Origin of the sequence: Ensifer sp. ENS11 (assembly GCF_014851895.1) — a bacterium.
GTDB classification, from domain to species: Bacteria; Pseudomonadota; Alphaproteobacteria; order Rhizobiales; family Rhizobiaceae; genus Ensifer; species Ensifer canadensis.
This window is the reverse complement of sequence record NZ_JACVAN010000027.1, coordinates 21,342-39,504: the sequence shown is the minus strand read 5'-3', so window position 1 is coordinate 39,504 and position 18,163 is coordinate 21,342. Positions and strand designations below refer to the sequence as shown.

17 protein-coding genes are annotated in these 18,163 nt (G+C 64.2%); 8 read left to right on the top strand and 9 right to left on the bottom strand.

From position 1 onward, the window contains the following. Nucleotides 1-5: 5 nt before the first annotated feature. On the bottom strand, nt 6-797 hold the full coding sequence (modA, locus tag IB264_RS30725) for a molybdate ABC transporter substrate-binding protein (protein WP_025424939.1): 792 nt from the start codon (nt 795-797) through the stop codon (nt 6-8). A 209-nt stretch (nt 798-1,006) separates the two neighbouring features. Here modA and ung point away from each other — a divergent pair, with 209 nt between their 5' ends. The 6 genes from ung to IB264_RS30695 all read left to right on the top strand — a co-directional run bounded on the left by ung (nt 1,007) and on the right by IB264_RS30695 (nt 6,244). Further along, the gene (gene ung / locus IB264_RS30720) at nt 1,007-1,705 is read left to right on the top strand and encodes a uracil-DNA glycosylase (protein WP_025424938.1); all 699 of its coding nucleotides are present in this window, start codon (nt 1,007-1,009) and stop codon (nt 1,703-1,705) included. Between the two features lie 128 nt (nt 1,706-1,833). After that, nucleotides 1,834-2,604, top strand: coding sequence for a precorrin-6A synthase (deacetylating) (cobF, locus tag IB264_RS30715; protein ID WP_025424937.1), 771 nt, complete (start codon nt 1,834-1,836; stop codon nt 2,602-2,604). 136 nt (nt 2,605-2,740) lie between these two features. Next, the gene (cobG, locus tag IB264_RS30710; RefSeq protein ID WP_025424936.1) at nt 2,741-4,114 is read left to right on the top strand and encodes a precorrin-3B synthase; all 1,374 of its coding nucleotides are present in this window, start codon (nt 2,741-2,743) and stop codon (nt 4,112-4,114) included. Between the two features lie 2 nt (nt 4,115-4,116). Next, on the top strand, nt 4,117-4,749 hold the full coding sequence (locus IB264_RS30705; protein ID WP_025424935.1) for a precorrin-8X methylmutase: 633 nt from the start codon (nt 4,117-4,119) through the stop codon (nt 4,747-4,749). Beyond that, nucleotides 4,746-5,483, top strand: a complete 738-nt coding sequence (locus IB264_RS30700) for a precorrin-2 C(20)-methyltransferase (RefSeq protein ID WP_025424934.1) — start codon at nt 4,746-4,748, stop codon at nt 5,481-5,483. The genes IB264_RS30705 and IB264_RS30700 overlap by 4 nt, the downstream gene beginning before the upstream one ends. Then, nucleotides 5,480-6,244: a precorrin-3B C(17)-methyltransferase gene (locus IB264_RS30695; protein ID WP_025424933.1), complete on the top strand. Its 765-nt coding sequence runs from the start codon at nt 5,480-5,482 to the stop codon at nt 6,242-6,244. The genes IB264_RS30700 and IB264_RS30695 overlap by 4 nt, the downstream gene beginning before the upstream one ends. Here the strand turns inward: IB264_RS30695 and IB264_RS30690 are convergent. Next, nucleotides 6,223-7,008, bottom strand: a complete 786-nt coding sequence (locus IB264_RS30690) for a cobalt-precorrin-6A reductase (RefSeq protein ID WP_038576517.1) — start codon at nt 7,006-7,008, stop codon at nt 6,223-6,225. The two genes, IB264_RS30695 and IB264_RS30690, sit on opposite strands and share 22 nt — an antisense overlap. On the opposite strand from IB264_RS30690, the gene cbiE reads away from it, so the two are divergent. Together cbiE and cobM are read left to right on the top strand one after the other, a co-directional pair. Then, complete coding sequence (gene cbiE, locus IB264_RS30685; protein ID WP_107028392.1) at nt 6,977-8,218, top strand: precorrin-6y C5,15-methyltransferase (decarboxylating) subunit CbiE; 1,242 nt, start codon at nt 6,977-6,979, stop codon at nt 8,216-8,218. The two genes, IB264_RS30690 and cbiE, sit on opposite strands and share 32 nt — an antisense overlap. A gap of 164 nt (nt 8,219-8,382) precedes the next feature. Then, complete coding sequence (cobM, locus tag IB264_RS30680) at nt 8,383-9,141, top strand: precorrin-4 C(11)-methyltransferase (RefSeq protein WP_025424931.1); 759 nt, start codon at nt 8,383-8,385, stop codon at nt 9,139-9,141. Nucleotides 9,142-9,143: 2 nt separating this feature from the next. On the opposite strand, the gene mnhG is transcribed toward cobM, so the two are convergent. The 7 genes from mnhG to IB264_RS30645 form a co-directional block, all read right to left on the bottom strand. Then, nucleotides 9,144-9,515 carry a monovalent cation/H(+) antiporter subunit G gene (mnhG, locus tag IB264_RS30675; RefSeq protein ID WP_025424930.1) on the bottom strand — a complete coding sequence of 124 codons (372 nt, stop codon included), beginning with the start codon at nt 9,513-9,515 and terminating at the stop codon, nt 9,144-9,146. Next, nucleotides 9,512-9,793, bottom strand: a complete 282-nt coding sequence (locus IB264_RS30670) for a K+/H+ antiporter subunit F (RefSeq protein WP_025424929.1) — start codon at nt 9,791-9,793, stop codon at nt 9,512-9,514. Before IB264_RS30670 ends, mnhG begins: the two co-directional genes overlap by 4 nt. Further along, nucleotides 9,790-10,275: a Na+/H+ antiporter subunit E gene (locus IB264_RS30665; RefSeq protein WP_025424928.1), complete on the bottom strand. Its 486-nt coding sequence runs from the start codon at nt 10,273-10,275 to the stop codon at nt 9,790-9,792. Before IB264_RS30665 ends, IB264_RS30670 begins: the two co-directional genes overlap by 4 nt. Before the next feature lie 3 nt (nt 10,276-10,278). After that, nucleotides 10,279-11,922 carry a monovalent cation/H+ antiporter subunit D gene (locus IB264_RS30660; protein ID WP_025424927.1) on the bottom strand — a complete coding sequence of 548 codons (1,644 nt, stop codon included), beginning with the start codon at nt 11,920-11,922 and terminating at the stop codon, nt 10,279-10,281. Continuing rightward, a complete protein-coding gene (locus IB264_RS30655) occupies nt 11,891-12,238 on the bottom strand; it encodes a Na+/H+ antiporter subunit C (protein WP_025428214.1) in 348 nt (115 codons plus the stop codon). Before IB264_RS30655 ends, IB264_RS30660 begins: the two co-directional genes overlap by 32 nt. Next, nucleotides 12,238-15,147, bottom strand: coding sequence for a monovalent cation/H+ antiporter subunit A (locus IB264_RS30650; RefSeq protein WP_025424926.1), 2,910 nt, complete (start codon nt 15,145-15,147; stop codon nt 12,238-12,240). The genes IB264_RS30655 and IB264_RS30650 overlap by 1 nt, the downstream gene beginning before the upstream one ends. A gap of 257 nt (nt 15,148-15,404) precedes the next feature. After that, on the bottom strand, nt 15,405-18,059 hold the full coding sequence (locus IB264_RS30645; RefSeq protein ID WP_038576513.1) for an EAL domain-containing protein: 2,655 nt from the start codon (nt 18,057-18,059) through the stop codon (nt 15,405-15,407). Nucleotides 18,060-18,163: the final 104 nt, after the last annotated feature.

The window sequence follows — 18,163 nt, the reverse complement described above, 5'->3', positions numbered from 1 at the left end:
ACGCGCTATTTCAGGATAGTAAAGCCCTGCTTTTCGAAGAGCGGCGCTGCCTTGTCGGACTTGATGAAGTCGACATAGGCGGTCGCGTCGGCGTTCTTGCTGTCCGTGGTGACTGCGATCGGATAGATGATCGGCGGATGGCTGTCCTCGGGGAAGGTTCCGACGATCTTGACGCCCGGATCGGCTGCAGCGTCGGTCTGGTAGACAATGCCATAGGGCGCTTCCCCGCGCGAAACGAGCAGCAGTGCGGCGCGCACGCTCTCGGCGCCCGCAACCTTCTGTTCGACGCTCGACCAGACGCCGAGCTTTTCAAGCGCTGCCTTGCCGTATTTGCCGGCCGGCACGGAATCGACTGCACCCATCGCCAGGCGACCGTCACCGAGTAGCGTTGCCAGATCGAAGCCCTGCTTGATGTCGACCGGCTGCGCGTCTGTCTTGCCCGAGATGAGAACGATGCTGTTGCCGAGCAGGTTGGCACGGGTGTCGTCCTTGATCAGCTTCTTCTCGGCCAGATAGTCCATCCAGGCGAGGTCGGCGGAGATGAAGACGTCAGCCGGTGCGCCCTGTTCCACCTGCTTGGCGAGCGCGGAGCTGGCCGCATAGGAGACGGTCGTTTCCTTGCCGCTTTCTTTCTGCCATTCGGCATTGATCGCATCGAGCGCGTTCTTCAGGCTCGCGGCAGCAAAAACGGTTACCTTGTCCTCGGCCATGGCGGCGCTTGGCGCGAAGGTCGCGCCGGCCCAGGCGACGCCAAGGGCGAGCACCAGCCCCTTCAGCCATTGTCTGCGTTGCATCATCAGTCTTGCCTCCATCAAGTTCGTGATATTTTTCAGGATATAACGATATCTCATCCTGATTAGCGTTGTATCCATTGAAATACAATGCTGCTCGAAAGCGCTAGTAAAAGCCGTGAAACAAGCGGCTCGTCGCGCGGTTAGCGCTTGCGGCTGCGGGTGATCGCTCTAAATTCCGGGGCGGCAAGCGGATGAAACGGACCGGAGGCGTGATGGAAACGGCAGTGAAGCTCGAAGAAAGCTGGAAGGCGGCGTTGGAGCCCGAATTTTCCAGCGCGTATATGGGCGAACTCAAGCAGTTCCTGGTCGGCGCGCGCAGCGAAGGACGGCAGATCTTTCCGCGGGGACCTGAATATTTTCGGGCGCTCGATCTGACGCCGCTCGACAAGGTGCGCGTCGTCATCCTGGGGCAAGACCCGTACCACGGTGACGGCCAGGCGCACGGGCTCTGCTTCAGCGTGCGTCCGGGCGTCAGAACGCCACCTTCGCTCGTCAACATCTACAAGGAACTGAACGCCGACCTCGGTATTCCACCGGCTCGTCACGGCTTTCTCGAAAGTTGGGCGAAACAAGGCGTGTTGCTGCTCAACAGCGTGCTGACAGTCGAGCGCGGGCAGGCGGCTTCACATCAAGGGCGGGGCTGGGAGCGCTTCACCGACGCGATCATCCGCGCCGTCAACGAGGCCGATCACCCGGTGGTGTTTCTGCTGTGGGGTTCCTACGCGCAGAAGAAAGCCGCCTTCGTCGACCGCTCGCGCCATCTCGTTTTGCGGGCGCCGCATCCCTCGCCGCTCTCGGCGCATTCCGGCTTTCTCGGTTGCCGGCACTTTTCCCAGGCCAATGCCTTCCTCGCCTCGAAAGGCTTTGAGCCGATCGACTGGACGCTGCCGGAAAATCCGGAGGCACCTTAAGCGCGTGCGCCAAGCAATGACGCCGACGGCTGGGAGCGTGTCGCGGGCGGGTCTTGTGTCTCAATCGGCAATCCGCCAAAGACACTGCAACACTTTGATCTGCTGCAGATAACAAAGGCGAGGACCGCGTGCGAAAACTTCTGATCATCGGCATCGGCTCCGGCAACCCCGAGCATATGACTGTACAGGCGATCAATGCGCTCAACCGCGCCGACGTGCTGTTCATCCCGACCAAGGGTGAGAAAAAGACCGAGCTTGCGGAGGTGCGCCGCGAGATCTGCGCGCGCTACGTCACGCGCGCCGACAGCCGCACGGTCGAATTCGCTGTGCCGGTCCGCCGCACCGAGGGCGTCAGCTATGATGGCAGCGTCGACGACTGGCATGCCCGCATCGCCGAAATCTACGAGCGCCTGATCGATGGCGAACTGACCGAAGACGGAACCGGCGCCTTTCTCGTCTGGGGCGACCCAATGCTCTATGACAGCACCATCCGCATCGTCGAACGGGTGAAGGCGCGTGGCAAGGTCGCGTTCGACTATGACGTTCTTCCCGGCATCACCAGCCTGCAGGCGCTTTGCGCCAGCCACCGCATTCCGCTGAACCTTGTCGGCAAACCGGTCGAGATCACCACCGGGCGCCGCCTGTCCGAAAGTTTTCCGAAGCGCAGCCAGACGTCGGTCGTCATGCTCGATGGCGAGCAGGCATTCCAGCGGATCGACGATCCGGACGCCGAGATCTACTGGGGCGCCTATCTCGGAACGCCAGACGAAATCGTCATCTCCGGCCGCTTGGCCGACGTCAAGGACGAGATCCTGGCGACCCGCGCAAGGGAACGCCAGCGCATGGGGTGGATCATGGATATCTACCTCTTGCGCAAGGGTGCCGATTTCGAGGAATAGCCGCTGTTGTGCCTGCTTTCTCCAGGCTTTTCCCGTCGTCTTTGATCTCTCTCAACGTCGGTGGCTGTGCTATAGCGTCTGGTGAAAAAAAAAGCCCAACGAGAGGGCGACCGCTGGGAGCGACCGAGACAAGACTATGAGCAGTTGCGCCGTGCCGACATCGCAAACAATGGATGCCGCCGCCTCTATGCGCCGGGGTGCGTGCCCGTCGCTTGCAGCACCGATGCCGACCGGCGATGGCCTGCTGGTGCGGCTGCGGCCGCTCGACGGCAGCCTGACGCTTTCCCAGTTCTCTGATGTCGCTGAGGCCGCCCGGCAGTTCGGCAATGGCATCCTGGAAATTACCGCGCGCGGCAATCTGCAGGTCCGCAGGCTGACGGCATCGACCGTTCCCGGCCTTGCCCAAGCGATCGGCGAAGCGGCGATCGTGGTCCCCGATGGAGTTGCCATCGAGACGCCACCGCTTGCCGGCATCGATCCGGAAGAGATCATCGACCCACGGATCCTCGCTGCCGTGCTGCGCAAAGAGATCGCCGCACGAGGCGCTGCACTGCGGCTGGCGCCGAAGCTCGCCATCATCGTCGATGGCGGCGGCCGGTTCCACCTCGGCGATACGGTTGCCGATCTCCGTCTGCAGGCTGTCGGGCGCGGCGGGGACGTCTGGTGGAACCTATCGCTTGCGGGAACCGCTGCAACGGCGAAGCCCATTTGCGCGCTTCGAACCGAGGCGGTCGTGCCGATCGTTATCCGGATTCTTGCAGCGCTGACCGACATCGGGCCGGCTGCGCGTGGCCGGGATCTCGAGATCGATGCGGTGCAGATGCTCTGTCCGGTGGGCGCCGACTTTGTCGAGATCGTTCCGGCTCCGATGTCGGTGTCTCCGGTCGTCGGTATCCACGATCTCGGCTCGACTGGTGCTGTCCTTGGCCTTGGGCTCGCCTTCGCCCAAATCGACGCTATCAGCCTCATCGCCCTTCTGCGGCAAGCCGCGGAGCTTGGGGCGCGAGAAATCCGGCTTGCGCCCGGCCACAGTTTCTTCATGCTGGGTCTGGAGCCGGAAGCGGCCGAAATCGTCCAGCGGCTGGCGCTGGCGCAGGGCTTTCGTATTGCAGCGGATGACCCGCGAAACCACATTGCCACCTGCGCCGGCAGCACCGGCTGCGCTTCCGCATGGATGGACACCAAGGCGATGGCGCGGCTATGGGTGGAAACGGCGCCGGATCTGCTCGACGGCTCGCTGACGGTGCACCTCTCCGGTTGCGTCAAGGGCTGCGCCCGTCCGAAGGCGTCGGCGTTGACGCTGGTGGGTGCGCCATCAGGATATGCGCTTGTCGTAAATGGGGCGGCGAAGGATGGCGCGAATGCCTACACCGATGAAAATGGAATGAAATCCGCGCTGGAACGGCTGGCTGGCCTGGTGCGGGAAAACAAAGACGCTGGCGAATCGGCGCGGTCCTGTCTTACACGGCTGGGTGCCGCGCGCGTCTCGGCTGCGTTCGAACAGGGATAGAAATGCCTGAGTATGATTACATCCGGGATGGCAACGCCATCTATGAGCGTTCCTTCGCCATCATTCGGGCAGAAGCCGACCTTTCCGCCTTCTCCGAGGAGGAAGCCGATCTCGCGGTGCGCATGGTTCATGCCTGCGGCCTCGTCGAGGCGTCGAAGCAATTCGTGTTCTCTCCCGATTTCGTCACCGCTGCCCGCGGCGCCCTGAAGAACGGCGCGCCGATCCTCTGCGACGCCGAGATGGTGGCGCGGGGCGTAACGCGGGCGCGCCTGCCTGCAGGCAACGAGGTGATCTGTACGCTTCGCGATCCGCGCACCGCGGAACTGGCAGCCGAGATCGGCAATACCCGGTCGGCTGCGGCACTGAAGCTCTGGGGTGAGCACATGGCTGGTGCGGTCGTCGCGATCGGCAACGCGCCGACGGCGCTCTTCTATCTGCTCGAAATGCTGCGCGATGGCGCGCCGAAGCCGGCTGCGATCATCGGCATGCCGGTCGGTTTCGTAGGTGCTGCGGAATCGAAGGATGCGCTTGCCGAGAATTCCTATGGCGTGCCCTTCGCCATCGTGCGCGGTCGCCTCGGCGGCAGCGCCATGACGGCTGCAGCACTCAATTCGCTAGCGAGGCCGGGCCTGTGAGCGGGGCAGGCATGGGCCGGTTGATCGGCGTCGGCACAGGCCCCGGCGATCCGGAGCTGCTGACGGTCAAGGCCGTCAAGGCGCTGGGCGAGGCGGATGTGCTTGCCTATTTCGCCAAGGCAGGCCGCAGCGGCAATGGCCGCGCTGTTGTCGAGGGGCTGTTGAAGCCCGGTCTCATCGAATTGCCGCTCTACTATCCCGTGACCACCGAGATCGACAAGGACGACGGCGCCTACAAGAGCCAGATCACCGATTTCTACAACGCTTCTGCTGACGCAGTCGCCAGGCATCTCGAGGTCGGGCGGACCGTTGCGGTGCTGAGCGAGGGCGATCCGCTGTTCTATGGTTCCTACATGCATCTGCATGTGCGGCTTGCCGGGCGCTTCCCGGTCGAAGTCATCCCCGGTATCACCGCCATGTCCGGCTGCTGGTCGCTTGCCGGCTTGCCGCTGGTCCAGGGCGACGACGTCCTGTCGGTCCTGCCGGGCACGATGGCGGAAGGTGAGCTTGGACGACGCCTTGCCGATACCGAGGCCGCCGTCATCATGAAGGTCGGGCGCAACCTGCCGAAAATCCGCCGGGCGCTTGCCGCCTCCGGCCGGCTCGACCAGGCCGTCTATGTCGAGCGTGGCACGATGAAGAACGCGGCGATGACGGCACTTGCCGAAAAGCCCGATGACGAGGCGCCATACTTCTCGCTCGTGCTCGTTCCCGGGTGGAAGGACAGGCCATGACCGGCACGCTCTATGTCGTCGGCACGGGCCCCGGCAATGCCGAGCAGATGACGCCGGAGACGGCGCAGGCGGTCTCAAACGCGCAGGAATTCTTCGGCTACATCCCCTATCTCGATCGCCTCAACCTCAGGCCCGACCAGATGCGCATCGCGTCGGACAATCGCGAGGAGCTTGATCGCGCACAGGCGGCACTGACGCGCGCTGCTGCCGGCGCCAAGGTCTGCATGGTATCGGGCGGCGACCCCGGCGTCTTTGCCATGGCGGCTGCTGTCTGCGAAGCGATTGACAAGGGACCGGCGGAATGGAAGTCCGTCGATCTCGTGGTGACGCCCGGCGTCACCGCGATGCTGGCGGTTGCCGCGCGCATCGGCGCGCCGCTTGGCCATGATTTCTGCGCCATCTCGCTGTCCGACAACCTGAAGCCCTGGGAGGTCATCACCAAGCGGCTGAAGCTCACGGCGGAAGCCGGGCTGGTGATCGCGCTCTACAATCCGATCAGCAAGGCACGGCCCTGGCAGCTCGGCGAGGCCTTCGAAATCCTGCGCGGCGTGCTGCCGGCAACAGTGCCGGTGATCTTCGGTCGCGCCGCCGGCCGGCCGGATGAGCGCATCGCCGTCATGCCGCTCGGCGAGGCCGACGCCAGCCGCGCCGACATGGCGACATGCGTCATCATCGGTTCGTCGGAAACGCGCATCGTTGCGCGCGAAGGCAAGCCGGATCTGGTCTATACGCCGCGTTTCTATGCGGGAGACAGCCATTGATCGATGCGTTCGAGCGCGGCATCGCAGTCGCTCACCGACAGCACGTCGGTGGGCTTGCGGCGCTCGACCATGATCACCGCGATCCCCAGCCTGCGCGCAGCCGCGATCTTTCCATAAGTTGCGGCTCCGCCACTGTTCTTGGCGACGATGACGTCGATGCGATGAGCCCTAAGCAGATCGATCTCGTCCGTTTCGGCAAATGGGCCGGTGGCAAGGATCGCCGTCGCGTCCGGCAGTTTCAGGGGCGGGGTCACCGGGTCGACGCTGCGGATGACGTAGCTGTGCTGCGGCGCAGTCTCGAAATGAAAGGCCTCCTGCCGGCCGATGGCGAGAAAGACACGGCGCGGGGCGTCGCCAAGGGCCACGACCGCCTCCGCAACGGTGCCGACGCCGGTCCAGTTGTCGCCGGCTTCCGCTTGCCACTGCGGGCGCTGCAGGGCGAGCAGGCGCACCCGCGCAGCCTTTACCGCCGCGGCGGCGTTTTGGGAAATCCGGGCGGCGAAGGGGTGTGTCGCGTCGACGACCAGCGCGATCTGTTCGGCGTTGAGGAAGGCTGCGAGCCCCTCGGCGCCGCCAAAACCGCCGATGCGGGTCTTGACTGGCTGCGGGCGCGGATCGGCCGTACGGCCGGCAAGCGAGATCATGGTGTTGTAACGCATGTCACCGGCAAGGCGGGATGCCAGTTCGCGGGCCTCGGTCGTCCCGCCAAGAATGAGAATGCGAGGTTTTTCCATGGCTGAGGTGTCGAACAGCGATCCGGCCATCGTCTCCCCCTGGTTGACCATCATCGGCATAGGCGAGGATGGTGTAGCCGGTCTCGGCGACGAGGCCAAGCGGCTGATTGCCGCTGCGCCGGTCGTCTATGGCGGTGCCCGCCACATGGAGCTGACGCACTCGCTGATAAAGGGCGAGGGCCGCGTCTGGCAAAGCCCGTTCGGCCGCTCGGTCGAGGAGATCGTTGCGCGTCGCGGCAGCCCGGTGGTCGTGCTCGCCTCAGGTGATCCCTTCTTCTTCGGCGTCGGCGCCACGCTTGCGCGCCGCGTCGCCGCGCCTGAGATCCGCACGCTTCCGGCACCGTCCTCCTTCAGCCTTGCCGCCTCACGTCTCGGCTGGGCACTGCAGGAGGCAACGCTCGTTTCGCTGCACGGCCGGCCGATCGATCTAGTGCGGCCACACCTGCAGCCCGGCAACAGGGTGCTCGCTCTGACCTCGGATGGGGCGGGACCGAAGGCGCTCGCCGAGCTGCTCGCAACAAGCGGTTTCGGTCAGTCCAGGCTTACGGTTCTGGAGGCCCTTGGCGGCGCCGGCGAACGCGTGACGACGCAGATTGCCTCGCGCTTCATGCTGGGTCTGGTCCATCCGCTCAACGTCTGCGCCATCGAGGTGGCCGCTGATCAGGGCGGACGGGTGCTGCCGCTTTCGGCCGGGCGCGACGACACGCTGTTCGAACATGACGGCCAGATCACCAAGCGGGAGGTGCGGGCGCTGACCCTTTCGGCGCTGGCGCCGCGCAAGGGCGAGCTGCTCTGGGATATCGGCGCCGGTTCCGGCTCGATCGGCATCGAATGGATGCTGGCCGATCCGGCCATGCGGGCGATCGCCATCGAGGCCTCGCCGGAGCGCGCGGCGCGTGTCGGCCGCAATGCCGAGGCATTCGGCGTGCCCGGCCTTACCGTCGTCGAAGGCAAGGCGCCGGCGGCTCTCTCAGGCCTGTCGCGTCCCGATGCAATCTTTATCGGCGGTGGCGGCAGCGAGCCTGGCGTCATGGACGCAGCCGTTGCGGCGCTTGGCAGCGGCGGCCGGCTTGTCGCCAACGCGGTTACGACGGAAATGGAAGCGGTGCTGCTTCAACGCCACGCGCGGCTCGGCGGATCGCTGATCCGCATCGACATCGCCCGCGCCTCGCCGGTCGGCGGCATGACGGGATGGCGCCCGGCGATGCCGGTGACGCAATGGTCCTGGACCAAGGCCTAGAGCATGTCGCGCAAAAGTGTACCGCGGTTTTGCGACAACGGCACGCGAAAGAACATTCGCGCAAAAGGGCGGAGCGTTTTACGTCCGACTTGCGCAATTATGAGATGGCGTGGATCCACGATGCTGTGTGCAAAGGGGACGCTCCAAAACATTCGGAGAGACACATGACGGTACACTTCATCGGCGCCGGTCCGGGAGCGGCGGACCTGATCACGGTTCGCGGCCGCGATCTGATCGGGCGCTGCCCGGTCTGCCTTTATGCCGGCTCGATCGTCTCGCCGGAACTGCTGCAATATTGTCCGCCCGGCGCCCGCATCGTCGATACCGCGCCGATGTCGCTCGACGAGATCGAGGCGGAATATGTGCGCGCGGCGGAAGTCGGCGAGGATGTCGCCCGGCTTCATTCCGGGGACCTCTCGGTCTGGAGCGCGGTTGCCGAGCAGATCCGCCGGCTGGAAAAGCACGGCATCGGCTATACCATGACCCCCGGCGTGCCGGCCTTTGCCGCCGCGGCCGCGACGCTCGGTCGCGAGCTGACCATTCCGGCGGTCGCCCAGAGCCTGGTGCTGACGCGGGTTTCCGGTCGTGCCTCGCCGATGCCCAACACCGAGACGCTTGCCGGCTTCGGCGCCACCGGCTCGACCCTTGCCATCCATCTCGCCATCCATGCGCTCGACCAGGTCGTTGCGGAACTGACACCGCTCTATGGCGCCGAATGCCCGGTGGCGATCGTCGTCAAGGCGTCGTGGCCGGATGAACGGGTGGTGCGTGGCACGCTTGGCACCATCGCCGCCAAGGTGGCCGAGGAGCCGATCGAGCGCACCGCGCTGATCTTCGTCGGTCTGGGACTGGAAGCGTCGGATTTCCGCGAAAGCTCGCTCTACGATCCCGCCTATCAGCGCCGCTTCCGCGGGCGCGAGTAGGCCTACTCTGCGCTCTCTTCGGGCAGCGGCTTCTGTTTCAACGGAACGCCGCGGCGTTGCTCGACGCGGTCGCGATAAAGTGCTGCCTGGCCGAGCAGCATCAGCGTCACCGGCGTGGTCATGATGACGAAGACGATGATCAGCACTTCGTGGAACACCCAGCGGCTCTGCAGCACGGCAAAACAGATGATCGAGGCGGTGCAGATGAGGATGACGCCGCCGCTGGTGGCAAGGGTCGGCGCATGCAGGCGGGTGTAGAAATCCGGCAACCTCAGCAGGCCGAGCGAGCCGATCAGCGCAATCGCCGCGCCGAGAAGAACGAGCCCGCAGACGACAATGGCGGCCCAGGTCGGAAGGTCGGTCAGATGGCTCATTCGATCAACTCCCCGCGCATCAGGAACTTGCCGAAGGCGATCGACGAGACGAAGCCGATCAGCGCGACGATCAGCGCCGATTCGAAATAAAGGCTGTTGGCGGTGCGGATGCCGAAGGATAGCAGCATCAGCATGGCGTTGATGTAGAGCGTATCGAGGCCGAGGATGCGATCCTGCGCCCGCGGTCCCTTGACCATGCGGTAGAGCGCGAAGGCCATGGCAAGCCCGATCATGATCTGCGCGATCAGGATCGACCAGATGATTGCAAGCTCAGTCATCCGAACATCTCCTTCAAACCTGCCTCATAGCGCTTCACCGTCTGCAGCCAGATCTCCTCGTTTTCCATGTCGAGCACGTGGAAGAGCAGCGACTTCCGGCGGCGGTCGTATTCGAGCCACGCGGTGCCCGGCGTCGCCGTCATGATGCAGGCGAGCAGAGCAAGCGCGTTTTCGTCTTCGAGATCGAGGTCGACCGTCAGGAAGCCCGAGTTCGGCGCCCGCCGTCCGGCGCGCAGGATCACTAGCATGACGGCAATGTTGGAGCGGATGACGTCGACGACGACGCTGGCGCCGAAGCGCAGCGTGCGCAGGATCCGGCGCGGATGCGAGTGGGCGGGATTGAGCTTCAGCGTCACCCAGCCGAGCGCGACGCTCAATATCGTGCCCATGACGATCGTGCCGGGGGCGACCGACTGGTTGAGAAGCAGCCAGATGATGAGCAGGCCGACAGACAGCAGCGGGTAGGGGAACCAGGTGCGCATCGGTTACTGCCCTCCCGCACGTGGCGCCCTGAGGACGCGCTGGGTGTAGCCCGACGGGTCGAGCAGGGAATCGGCCGTTGCCTGCATGTAGTGCATCGTCGGCCCGGCCTGCAGGCTCAGGAAGATGCAGGCGCCGAGCAGCACGACGACGGGGGCAATCTCGATGACGAAGACGCGCGGCACGGTGTTTTCGATCGAGGCCCAGAAGGTGCGGATGCCGACGCGGTTCATGGCGATCATGGCGGAGAGGCCGGACAGGATCAGCAATGTGACGTAAGTCCAGTCGGCGGCAGAAATCGCCGGCGCGGCCTCGGGGCCGGAAAGGCCGAAGAGGCCGCTCAGGATCGCGAATTTGGCGACGAAACCCGAGAGCGGCGGCAGGCCGGCGAGCAGCAGCGCGCAGAGGCAGAAGCAGAGGCCGAGCACGGCCATGGTGCCGGGAATGGCGGCACCCGCTTCATCGACTTCCTCGTCCTCGTCGGCATCGCCATAGGCTTCCATCGTCACCGCCAGAACGTCGGCGCCGGCATCGCGGCCGCGCTCCACCAGTTCGATCAACAGGAAGAAGGCCGAGATCGTCAGCGTCGAACTGACGAGGTAGAACAGTGCACCGGCAATCATGCTGGAATGCCCGAGGCCGATCGCCGCCATCAGCGTGCCCGAAGAGACGAGCACCGAATAGGCGGCAAGCCGGGCCATCGCCTGCGAGGCGAGTACGCCGATGGCGCCGAAGGCGATGGTCAGCATGCCGCCGACCACCAGCAGAGTCTGGCCGAAGCCGGCGGACACCCCGGCATTGGCGCCAAAGACGAGCAGCGACAGCCGCAGGATGACGTAGATGCCGACTTTGGTCAGCACCGCAAAGACGGCCGCAACCGGTGGCGTTGCCGCCGAATAGGCGGTGGGCAACCAGAAGCTCAACGGCCACATGCCGGCCTTGACCAGAAAGGCGACGCCGAGCACGCCGGCGCCAACTTCGACCATCTGGCGGTTCTCTGGCGAGATGGTCGCAAGCTTGACCGCGAGGTCGGCCATGTTGAGCGTGCCGGTCGCGCCATAGATCAGGCTGACACCGATCAGGAACAGCGACGAGGCGGCAAGGTTGATCGCGACATAATGCAGGCCGGCCTTGACGCGCAGCGGGCCCGAGCCGTGCAGCAGCAGGCCGTAGGAGGCCGCGAGCATGATTTCGAAGAAGACGAAGAGATTGAACAGATCCCCCGTCAGGAAGGCACCGTTGAGCCCGGCGATCAGCAGCTGGAACAGCGAGTGGAAGTGATGGCCGGCGGTGTGCCAGCGGGCGATCGAATAGACCTGGGCGGCGAGCGCCAGGCCGCTCGTCAGGCAGAGCATCAGCGCGGAGAGCCGGTCGAGCACCAGTACGATGCCGAACGGCGCCGGCCAGTTGCCGAGCTGGTAGACGCTTGTGCCCGCAAGAAAGCCTTCCGTCGAGGCGCTAGCGCGCATCAGCACCATCGAGAGCACGAAGAGGGCGAGCGTCGAGACGAAGCCCATCACGCCCTTGGCCATGCGGTTGCGCTCGTCGATCGGGATCATCGCCGCGCCGACCATCAGCGGCAAGAGGATCGGCAGGATCATCAGGTGGTGCAGCCAATCAGTCACTGCGCTGCTCCCTTCCATCGACATGGTCGGTGCCGGTGAAGCCGCGCGAGGCGAGCAGTACGACGAGGAAGAGCGCCGTCATGGCAAAGCCGATGACGATCGCGGTCAGCACCAGCGCCTGCGGCACAGGATCGGTGTAGCGCGAGAGATCGCCGACGCCGCCGGGCTCGAGAATGGGGGGCGCATTCACGCGCAGCCGACCCATGCTGAAGATGAAGAGATTGACGGCATAGGAGAGCAGCGACAGGCCGATGATCACCTGGTAGGTGCGTGGGCGGAGCAGGAGATAGACGCCCGAGGCGGTGAGGACGCCGATGGCGGCAGACAGGATGATCTCCATTACTTCGCCTCCTTTCCGGCGCGAAGGACGGCACGGGCATGGGCACGCGGAGCGCGGATCGACTGGTGCGCAAGCGCGATCAGGATGAGCACGGTTGCCCCGACCACCAGCGAGAAGACGCCGAGGTCGAAGAGGATTGCGCTTGCCAGCGGGAATTTGCCGACGATCGGCAGGGTGACATATTGCGCGTGCGAGGTCAGGAACGGATAGCCGAACAGCCACGAACCGATGCCGGTTGCCGCCGCGACGATGATGCCGATGCTCATCCAGCGCAGCGGGTGGATGCGCAGCCGCTCCTCGACCCAGCGGGTGCCGCCCGACATGTATTGCAGGATGAAGCCGATCGACATGGCGATGCCGGCCGCAAAGCCGCCGCCCGGCAGGTCGTGGCCGCGCAGGAAGAGATAGGCGGCCAGCATGCCGCTGACCGGGAACATCCAGCGCATGATGACAGATGGAACGAACAGATATTCGGCGACGCTGTCGCCCTTTGCGCGATCGGGATGATCGTCGTCGAAGGCATTTTGGACCTGCTGCTGTACCGGCGCCTCAAGGCTGTCTGCCTGAGGACGGAAGCGCAGCAACAGTGCAAAGACGGTCAGGGCCACGATCGCCAGCACGGCGATTTCGCCGAGCGTGTCGAAGCCGCGGAAGTCGACGAGGATGACGTTGACGACATTGGTGCCGCCGCCTTCCTTGTGGGCACGCTCGAGGAAATAGCTGGCGATGGTTTCGGGCATTGGGCGGGTCATCACGGTGTAGGCGATCAGCGCCACGCCGCCGCCTGCGACAATGGCCAGCAGAAAGTCGCGCAGGCGCCGCAGACGGACGCGCAGCGACAGCAATTCTGATTCCTGCGTGTCCTCGATGCGCTTGGGCAGCCAGCGCAGGCCGAGCAGGATCAGCACAGTCGTGACGATCTCGACGAGGAGCTGGGTAACCGCAAGATCGGGGGCCGACAGCCAGACGAAGGTGATGCAGGTGACGAGACCGGCGCCGCCGAGAAGCACGAGTGCCGCCAGCCGGTGGAACTTTGCCTGGTAGGCGGCCCCAACCGCGCAGGCGATGCCGATCGCCCAGAGCAGGGCGAAGGCCGGATCGATGCCGCGCACCAGAAGCGGCGGCAGTTCGAAATGATTGAGCAGCAGCGGCAGGGCGCCGGCGACGATCGCGACGAAGACCAGGAACCGCATCTGCGGCTGCAGTCGGCGCGTGCCGAGCCTCTGTTCGAGCCAGCGCGCCCACTTCCACGACAGGGTCACCAGTACCCGCTCGAAGATGCGCTGGCCGTGCAGCAGGCGGAAGACCGGCGGCCCTTCGGTGCTGGTCGCCAGATAGTTCCCCATCAGGAAATAGAGGCCGATGCCACCGAGAAGCGCCACGAAGCTCATTATCAGCGGCAGGTTCCAGCCGTGCCAGACCGAAAGGTTGTACTGCGGGGTGCTGGCACCGAGGATAGACACGACGGCTGTGTGCAGGAACGGGCCGATGGTGATGGCCGGGATAATGCCGACGACGAGGCAGGCCAGCACCAGGAACTCGATCGGCGCCCGCATCCAGCGCGGCGGCTCATGCGGGATCTTGGGCAGATCGCTCGGCGTCGGGCCGAAGAAGACGCTGTGGATGAAGCGCAGCGAATAGGTCACCGCGAACATGCCGGCGAGCGTGGCGACATAGGGCGTCATCGTATCGAGCAAATTGGCCTGGTGCGTCTCGATCGCTTCGGCGAAGAACATTTCCTTGGAGATGAAACCGTTCAACAGCGGCACGCCGGCCATCGCGGCGCTGGCGACCATGGCGAGCATTGCGGTTCCCGGCATGTAGCGTATGAGCCCGCCGAGCTTGCGCATGTCGCGCGTTCCGGTCTCATGGTCGATGATGCCGGCCGCCATGAACAGTGATGCCTTGAAGGTCGCGTGATTGACGATGTGGAAGACGGCGGCGACCGCCGCGAGCGGACTTCCGAGGCTGAGCAGCACCGTGATCAGGCCCAGGTGGCTGATGGTCGAATAGGCCAGAAGCCCCTTCAGATCCTGCTGGAAGATGGCGAAGTAAGCGCCGAGCAGTAGTGTCGTCAGGCCGGCGAGCCCGACGATCCAGAACCAGGCCTCGGTGCCGGCCATCACAGGCCAGAACCGGACGAGCAGGAACACGCCTGCCTTCACCATCGTCGCCGAATGCAGATAGGCGGAGACGGGGGTTGGTGCTGCCATCGCGTGCGGCAGCCAGAAATGGAACGGGAACTGCGCGCTCTTGGTCAAGGCCCCGAGCAGGATCAGGACCAGCATCGTGACATAGAGTGGGTGGTTGCGGATCGTATCGCCGGAGGCAAGCACGACGTCGAGGTCGTAGCTGCCGACGACGCGGCCCATGATCAAAAGCCCGACAAGCATGCAGAGCCCGCCCATGCCGGTCATCGTCAGCGCCATGCGCGCACCGTCGCGGGCGTGGGCATTGTGGTGCCAATAGCCGATCAGCAGGAAGGAGACGATGCTCGTCAGCTCCCAGAAGACCGCAAGCAGGATCAGATTGCCGGAGAGAACGACGCCCAGCATCGACCCCATGAAGGCGAGAAACAGGGCAAAGAAGCGCGGTACCGGATCCTCTGCCGCCATGTAGTAGCGGGCGTAGAGCACGACGAGCACGCCGATTGCGGTCACCAGCACCGTGAACAACCAGGCAAAGCCGTCCATTCTCAAGGTGAAGTTGAGGCCGAGCTCGGGCATCCAGGCAAGTTCATAGCGAAGAACGCCGCCGGAGGTGACGAAGGGGTAGAGGCAAACCGCAACGAGGAAGCAGAGCAGCGCGATCGCGCCTGCGAACCAGGCCGTTGCGCCGCGTTGATCGGACGGAAAGAAGATTGCAATGAGGCTCCCCGCAAACGGGGCTAGGATGAAGACAGAAAGCAATTTCCCCGCGTATTCGATCGTATCGTTCCCTTCTCTTGGGCATATTGGAGATTGGGTGCCGAAGCCCCTCAAGGACCATCGCTGACGCAACGGTCGCAGACGACGCCGTCATGGTCCGCATAGCGGTAACAGCCGTATGTTTTTATGACGATTTTCCCGGGGGCTGCCAAGCCTCGATGGCGGGAAAAATGTGAGATCGCGTCATTTTTGGCCAGCTCGAGCGCGCGCCGAACTGTCGCAGCCGACCGAAGGTGGCGTCAGGCGGCCTGCCACCTACGCTCGAAAACAAAGGTCGCAAGATCGTTGGCGCTCATCGGCCGGGCAAAGGCATAGCCCTGAAGGCCGTGGCAGCCGAGCTCCTGCAGAATGCGGGCGTGCTCGAGCGTTTCGACGCCCTCGGCGATCACCTCGATGCCGAGCGAGGTGCCGATATCGATGATCGATTCGACGAGGCGCCTTTCGGCCGGCGAGTTCAGGATCGGCAAAATCAGCTGGCGATCGATTTTCAGGCGCCGCGGGGTCAGCTTCAGCAGGCTGAGGATGGAGGCATAGCCGGTGCCGAAATCGTCGATCTCGATATCGATGCCGAGTTCCTTGATCCGGCGAATGTTGGACAGCACCGTGACGTCGCTCTCGTCGAAGGAGATCGATTCCAGCAACTCGAAGGACAGGCGGCCGCGCGGGATCTGCAGCTGTTCGAGACGGCCGATCAGCCCCTCGTCGTGCAGGCGGGCATAGGAGAGGTTGACCGAGATCTTCGGGATGTGGATGCCATTGGCCTCCCAGCGATAGATCTGGAACAGCGCCTGCTCCAGGATCGCCTGGTCGATGGAGGCGACGACGTTGATGTCTTCGGCGGTCTTGAGAAAGGTGTGGGGACCCAGCAATCCCTTGGTCGGGTGGTCCCAACGTGCAAGCGCCTCGACGCCGATGACCTCAAGCGTGTTCGGGCAGAACTGCGGCTGGAAATGCGCGATGAATTCCTTGTGTTCCAGACCGCGAAGGATCTCGTCGGCGGTCTGCTTGGTCTTGAACACGGCAGTCTTCAGGTCGCCGGTGAAGGTCTCGTGCCGATTGCGGCCGCGGCGCTTGGCCTCGTAAAGGGCGATGTCGGCATTGACGAGGATCTGCGCCAGGTCGTCGGTCGGCTTGGTCTGCGCCGCGATGCCGATGCTGACGCCAATGCGGCATTCCTGGTCCTTGTAGCGAACCGGAACGCTCATTGCCTCGATGATGCATGACGCCAGCCGGGCGTCGGGCTCGGCGCTGTCCTCCGGGCGGACGAGGACGAATTCGTCGCCGCCGATGCGAGCGACAAAGTCCTTCTCCTTGGCGTTGGTGCGCAGCAGTTCGGCTGCATGCCGCAGGATTTCGTCACCGGCCGCATGCCCCAGCGTGTCGTTGATCTGTTTGAAGCGATCGAGATCCATATGAAAGATGCTGAGCCTTGCCTCCGCTTCGAAGTGATGGCTTCTGTCTGCGAGTACCTGGTCGAGGAAGCGCCGGTTCGGCAGGCCGGTCAGCGGATCGTGCAGGGCATTGAACTCCATGCGGTAGCGCGCGGCCTCCAGTTCGGCGCTGTGCGCCTCGGCCTGGCGCTTGGCTTCCGACAGGGTTGCGCGGGTCTTGATGTCGGCGGTCACGTCCCAGTTGACGCCGACGATCTTCTTGCGCCCATCGGCGCCGTCATAGGTCGAGCCGATGGCGCGGATATGCCGGATGGTGTCATCCGGTAGCCGGATTCGAAACTCGGAATTGTAGGCGCTGCCCGCCGCAAGGGCTTCGGCGAACTCCTCTTCCGCGCGGTCAATGTCGTCGGGATGCAAGGTCGTCTTCCAGTCGTCATAGGCCTTGCGCACCGATCCGGTCTTTCCGTAGAGCTCCTTCATCCGCTCGTCCCAGAGCAGCTTGCCGCTGGCGATGTCGAGTTCCCAGATGCCGATCTGCGAGCTGTCGAGCGCGATCTTCAGGCGGTGCGACAGTTCCTGCAATTGCGCCTTGCTGTGCCTGAGGGCGCGAATATTGTTCTGCCGCTCGCTCATCAGCCGGCCCGTCAGCAGCATCGGCAGGATGATCATCAGGCCGCCGGCAACGATCAGCGCGCGGATGAACCAGGCATTGCGGGGCGTGTGCGGCCAGCCGCCTTTGGGAACGGCGGCGATGTGCCAGGAGCCGCCGGGAAGCAGGACGGTCATATCAACCGGCGCCTGACCAAAAACCTTGGGGTCGCCGAAGAAGGCCGTTCCACTGCTGCCCGTCCCGTCGCGGCCGGTCATCGCGATATCAATGCCCAGCTTGGAAGAGAGGAGACCGCTGTCATTGTAGAGACGATCGACATCGATGACGGCAGAGACGATGCCCCAGAAGCGATTGCTGCCTCCGCCGGCATCGATCGATACCGGGAAGCGGCCAATCAGTCCGCGCCCGCCCTGCACGAGATCCACCGGGCCGGCGAGAACCATCTTGCCGGTGTCCCTTACCTTCATGACGGCGGCGCGCTGGGCATCGTTCTTGCGGTAATCGAGCCCGATCGCCCTTTCATTGCCCTGCAAGGGATAGGCCATGCGCACGATGAGGTTCGGCGCCGCGGCGATGCTGCGCAGCTGCGAGCGCTCTGTGAAGATGCTGCGCGAAAGAGCTGCAAAACGCTCCTGGTCCATACCCGGTTCGGTCACGATGGTGCCGATCAGGCCCCGTACGAGCTGGATATTGCCGTTGATGCTGGCCTCGAGTTTGGAGCGGATCGGGTTGAGCTCGTCGGCGACTTGAGATCGCATGCGGGCTTCGGAGACCACCTGGTTCTGATTGTCCGCAAGAATGCCGGCCGCGAGAACAACGAAAGAGGCGATGATCGCGGGAAGGTAGTTCGGCGTCAGAACTCTGGAAAGTTTCTTCTTCCCGAGGTGGAAGATATGTCTGGCAAGCACAAGATCACCCCGGCGGTGTGCGAATGATACGAAACGACCGGGATGATCCCAAATTGGTATTAACAATTGTGTTTTAGTTCCGGCTTTTA

Excerpts from the sequence above, each read along its gene's own strand:
- IB264_RS30660 (WP_025424927.1), bottom strand. The coding sequence starts at position 11,922 with ATGTCGATGGAAGGGAGCAGCGCAGTGACTGATTGGCTGCACCACCTG.
- modA (WP_025424939.1), bottom strand. The coding sequence starts at position 797 with ATGATGCAACGCAGACAATGGCTGAAGGGGCTGGTGCTCGCCCTTGGC.
- mnhG (WP_025424930.1), bottom strand. The coding sequence starts at position 9,515 with ATGAGCCATCTGACCGACCTTCCGACCTGGGCCGCCATTGTCGTCTGC.
- IB264_RS30655 (WP_025428214.1), bottom strand. The coding sequence starts at position 12,238 with ATGGAGATCATCCTGTCTGCCGCCATCGGCGTCCTCACCGCCTCGGGC.
- cbiE (WP_107028392.1), top strand. The coding sequence starts at position 6,977 with ATGGCTGAGGTGTCGAACAGCGATCCGGCCATCGTCTCCCCCTGGTTG.
- IB264_RS30665 (WP_025424928.1), bottom strand. The coding sequence starts at position 10,275 with ATGCGCACCTGGTTCCCCTACCCGCTGCTGTCTGTCGGCCTGCTCATC.
- IB264_RS30690 (WP_038576517.1), bottom strand. The coding sequence starts at position 7,008 with ATGGCCGGATCGCTGTTCGACACCTCAGCCATGGAAAAACCTCGCATT.
- cobM (WP_025424931.1), top strand. The coding sequence starts at position 8,383 with ATGACGGTACACTTCATCGGCGCCGGTCCGGGAGCGGCGGACCTGATC.
- IB264_RS30670 (WP_025424929.1), bottom strand. The coding sequence starts at position 9,793 with ATGACTGAGCTTGCAATCATCTGGTCGATCCTGATCGCGCAGATCATG.
- IB264_RS30695 (WP_025424933.1), top strand. The coding sequence starts at position 5,480 with ATGACCGGCACGCTCTATGTCGTCGGCACGGGCCCCGGCAATGCCGAG.
- ung (WP_025424938.1), top strand. The coding sequence starts at position 1,007 with ATGGAAACGGCAGTGAAGCTCGAAGAAAGCTGGAAGGCGGCGTTGGAG.
- IB264_RS30705 (WP_025424935.1), top strand. The coding sequence starts at position 4,117 with ATGCCTGAGTATGATTACATCCGGGATGGCAACGCCATCTATGAGCGT.
- cobG (WP_025424936.1), top strand. The coding sequence starts at position 2,741 with ATGAGCAGTTGCGCCGTGCCGACATCGCAAACAATGGATGCCGCCGCC.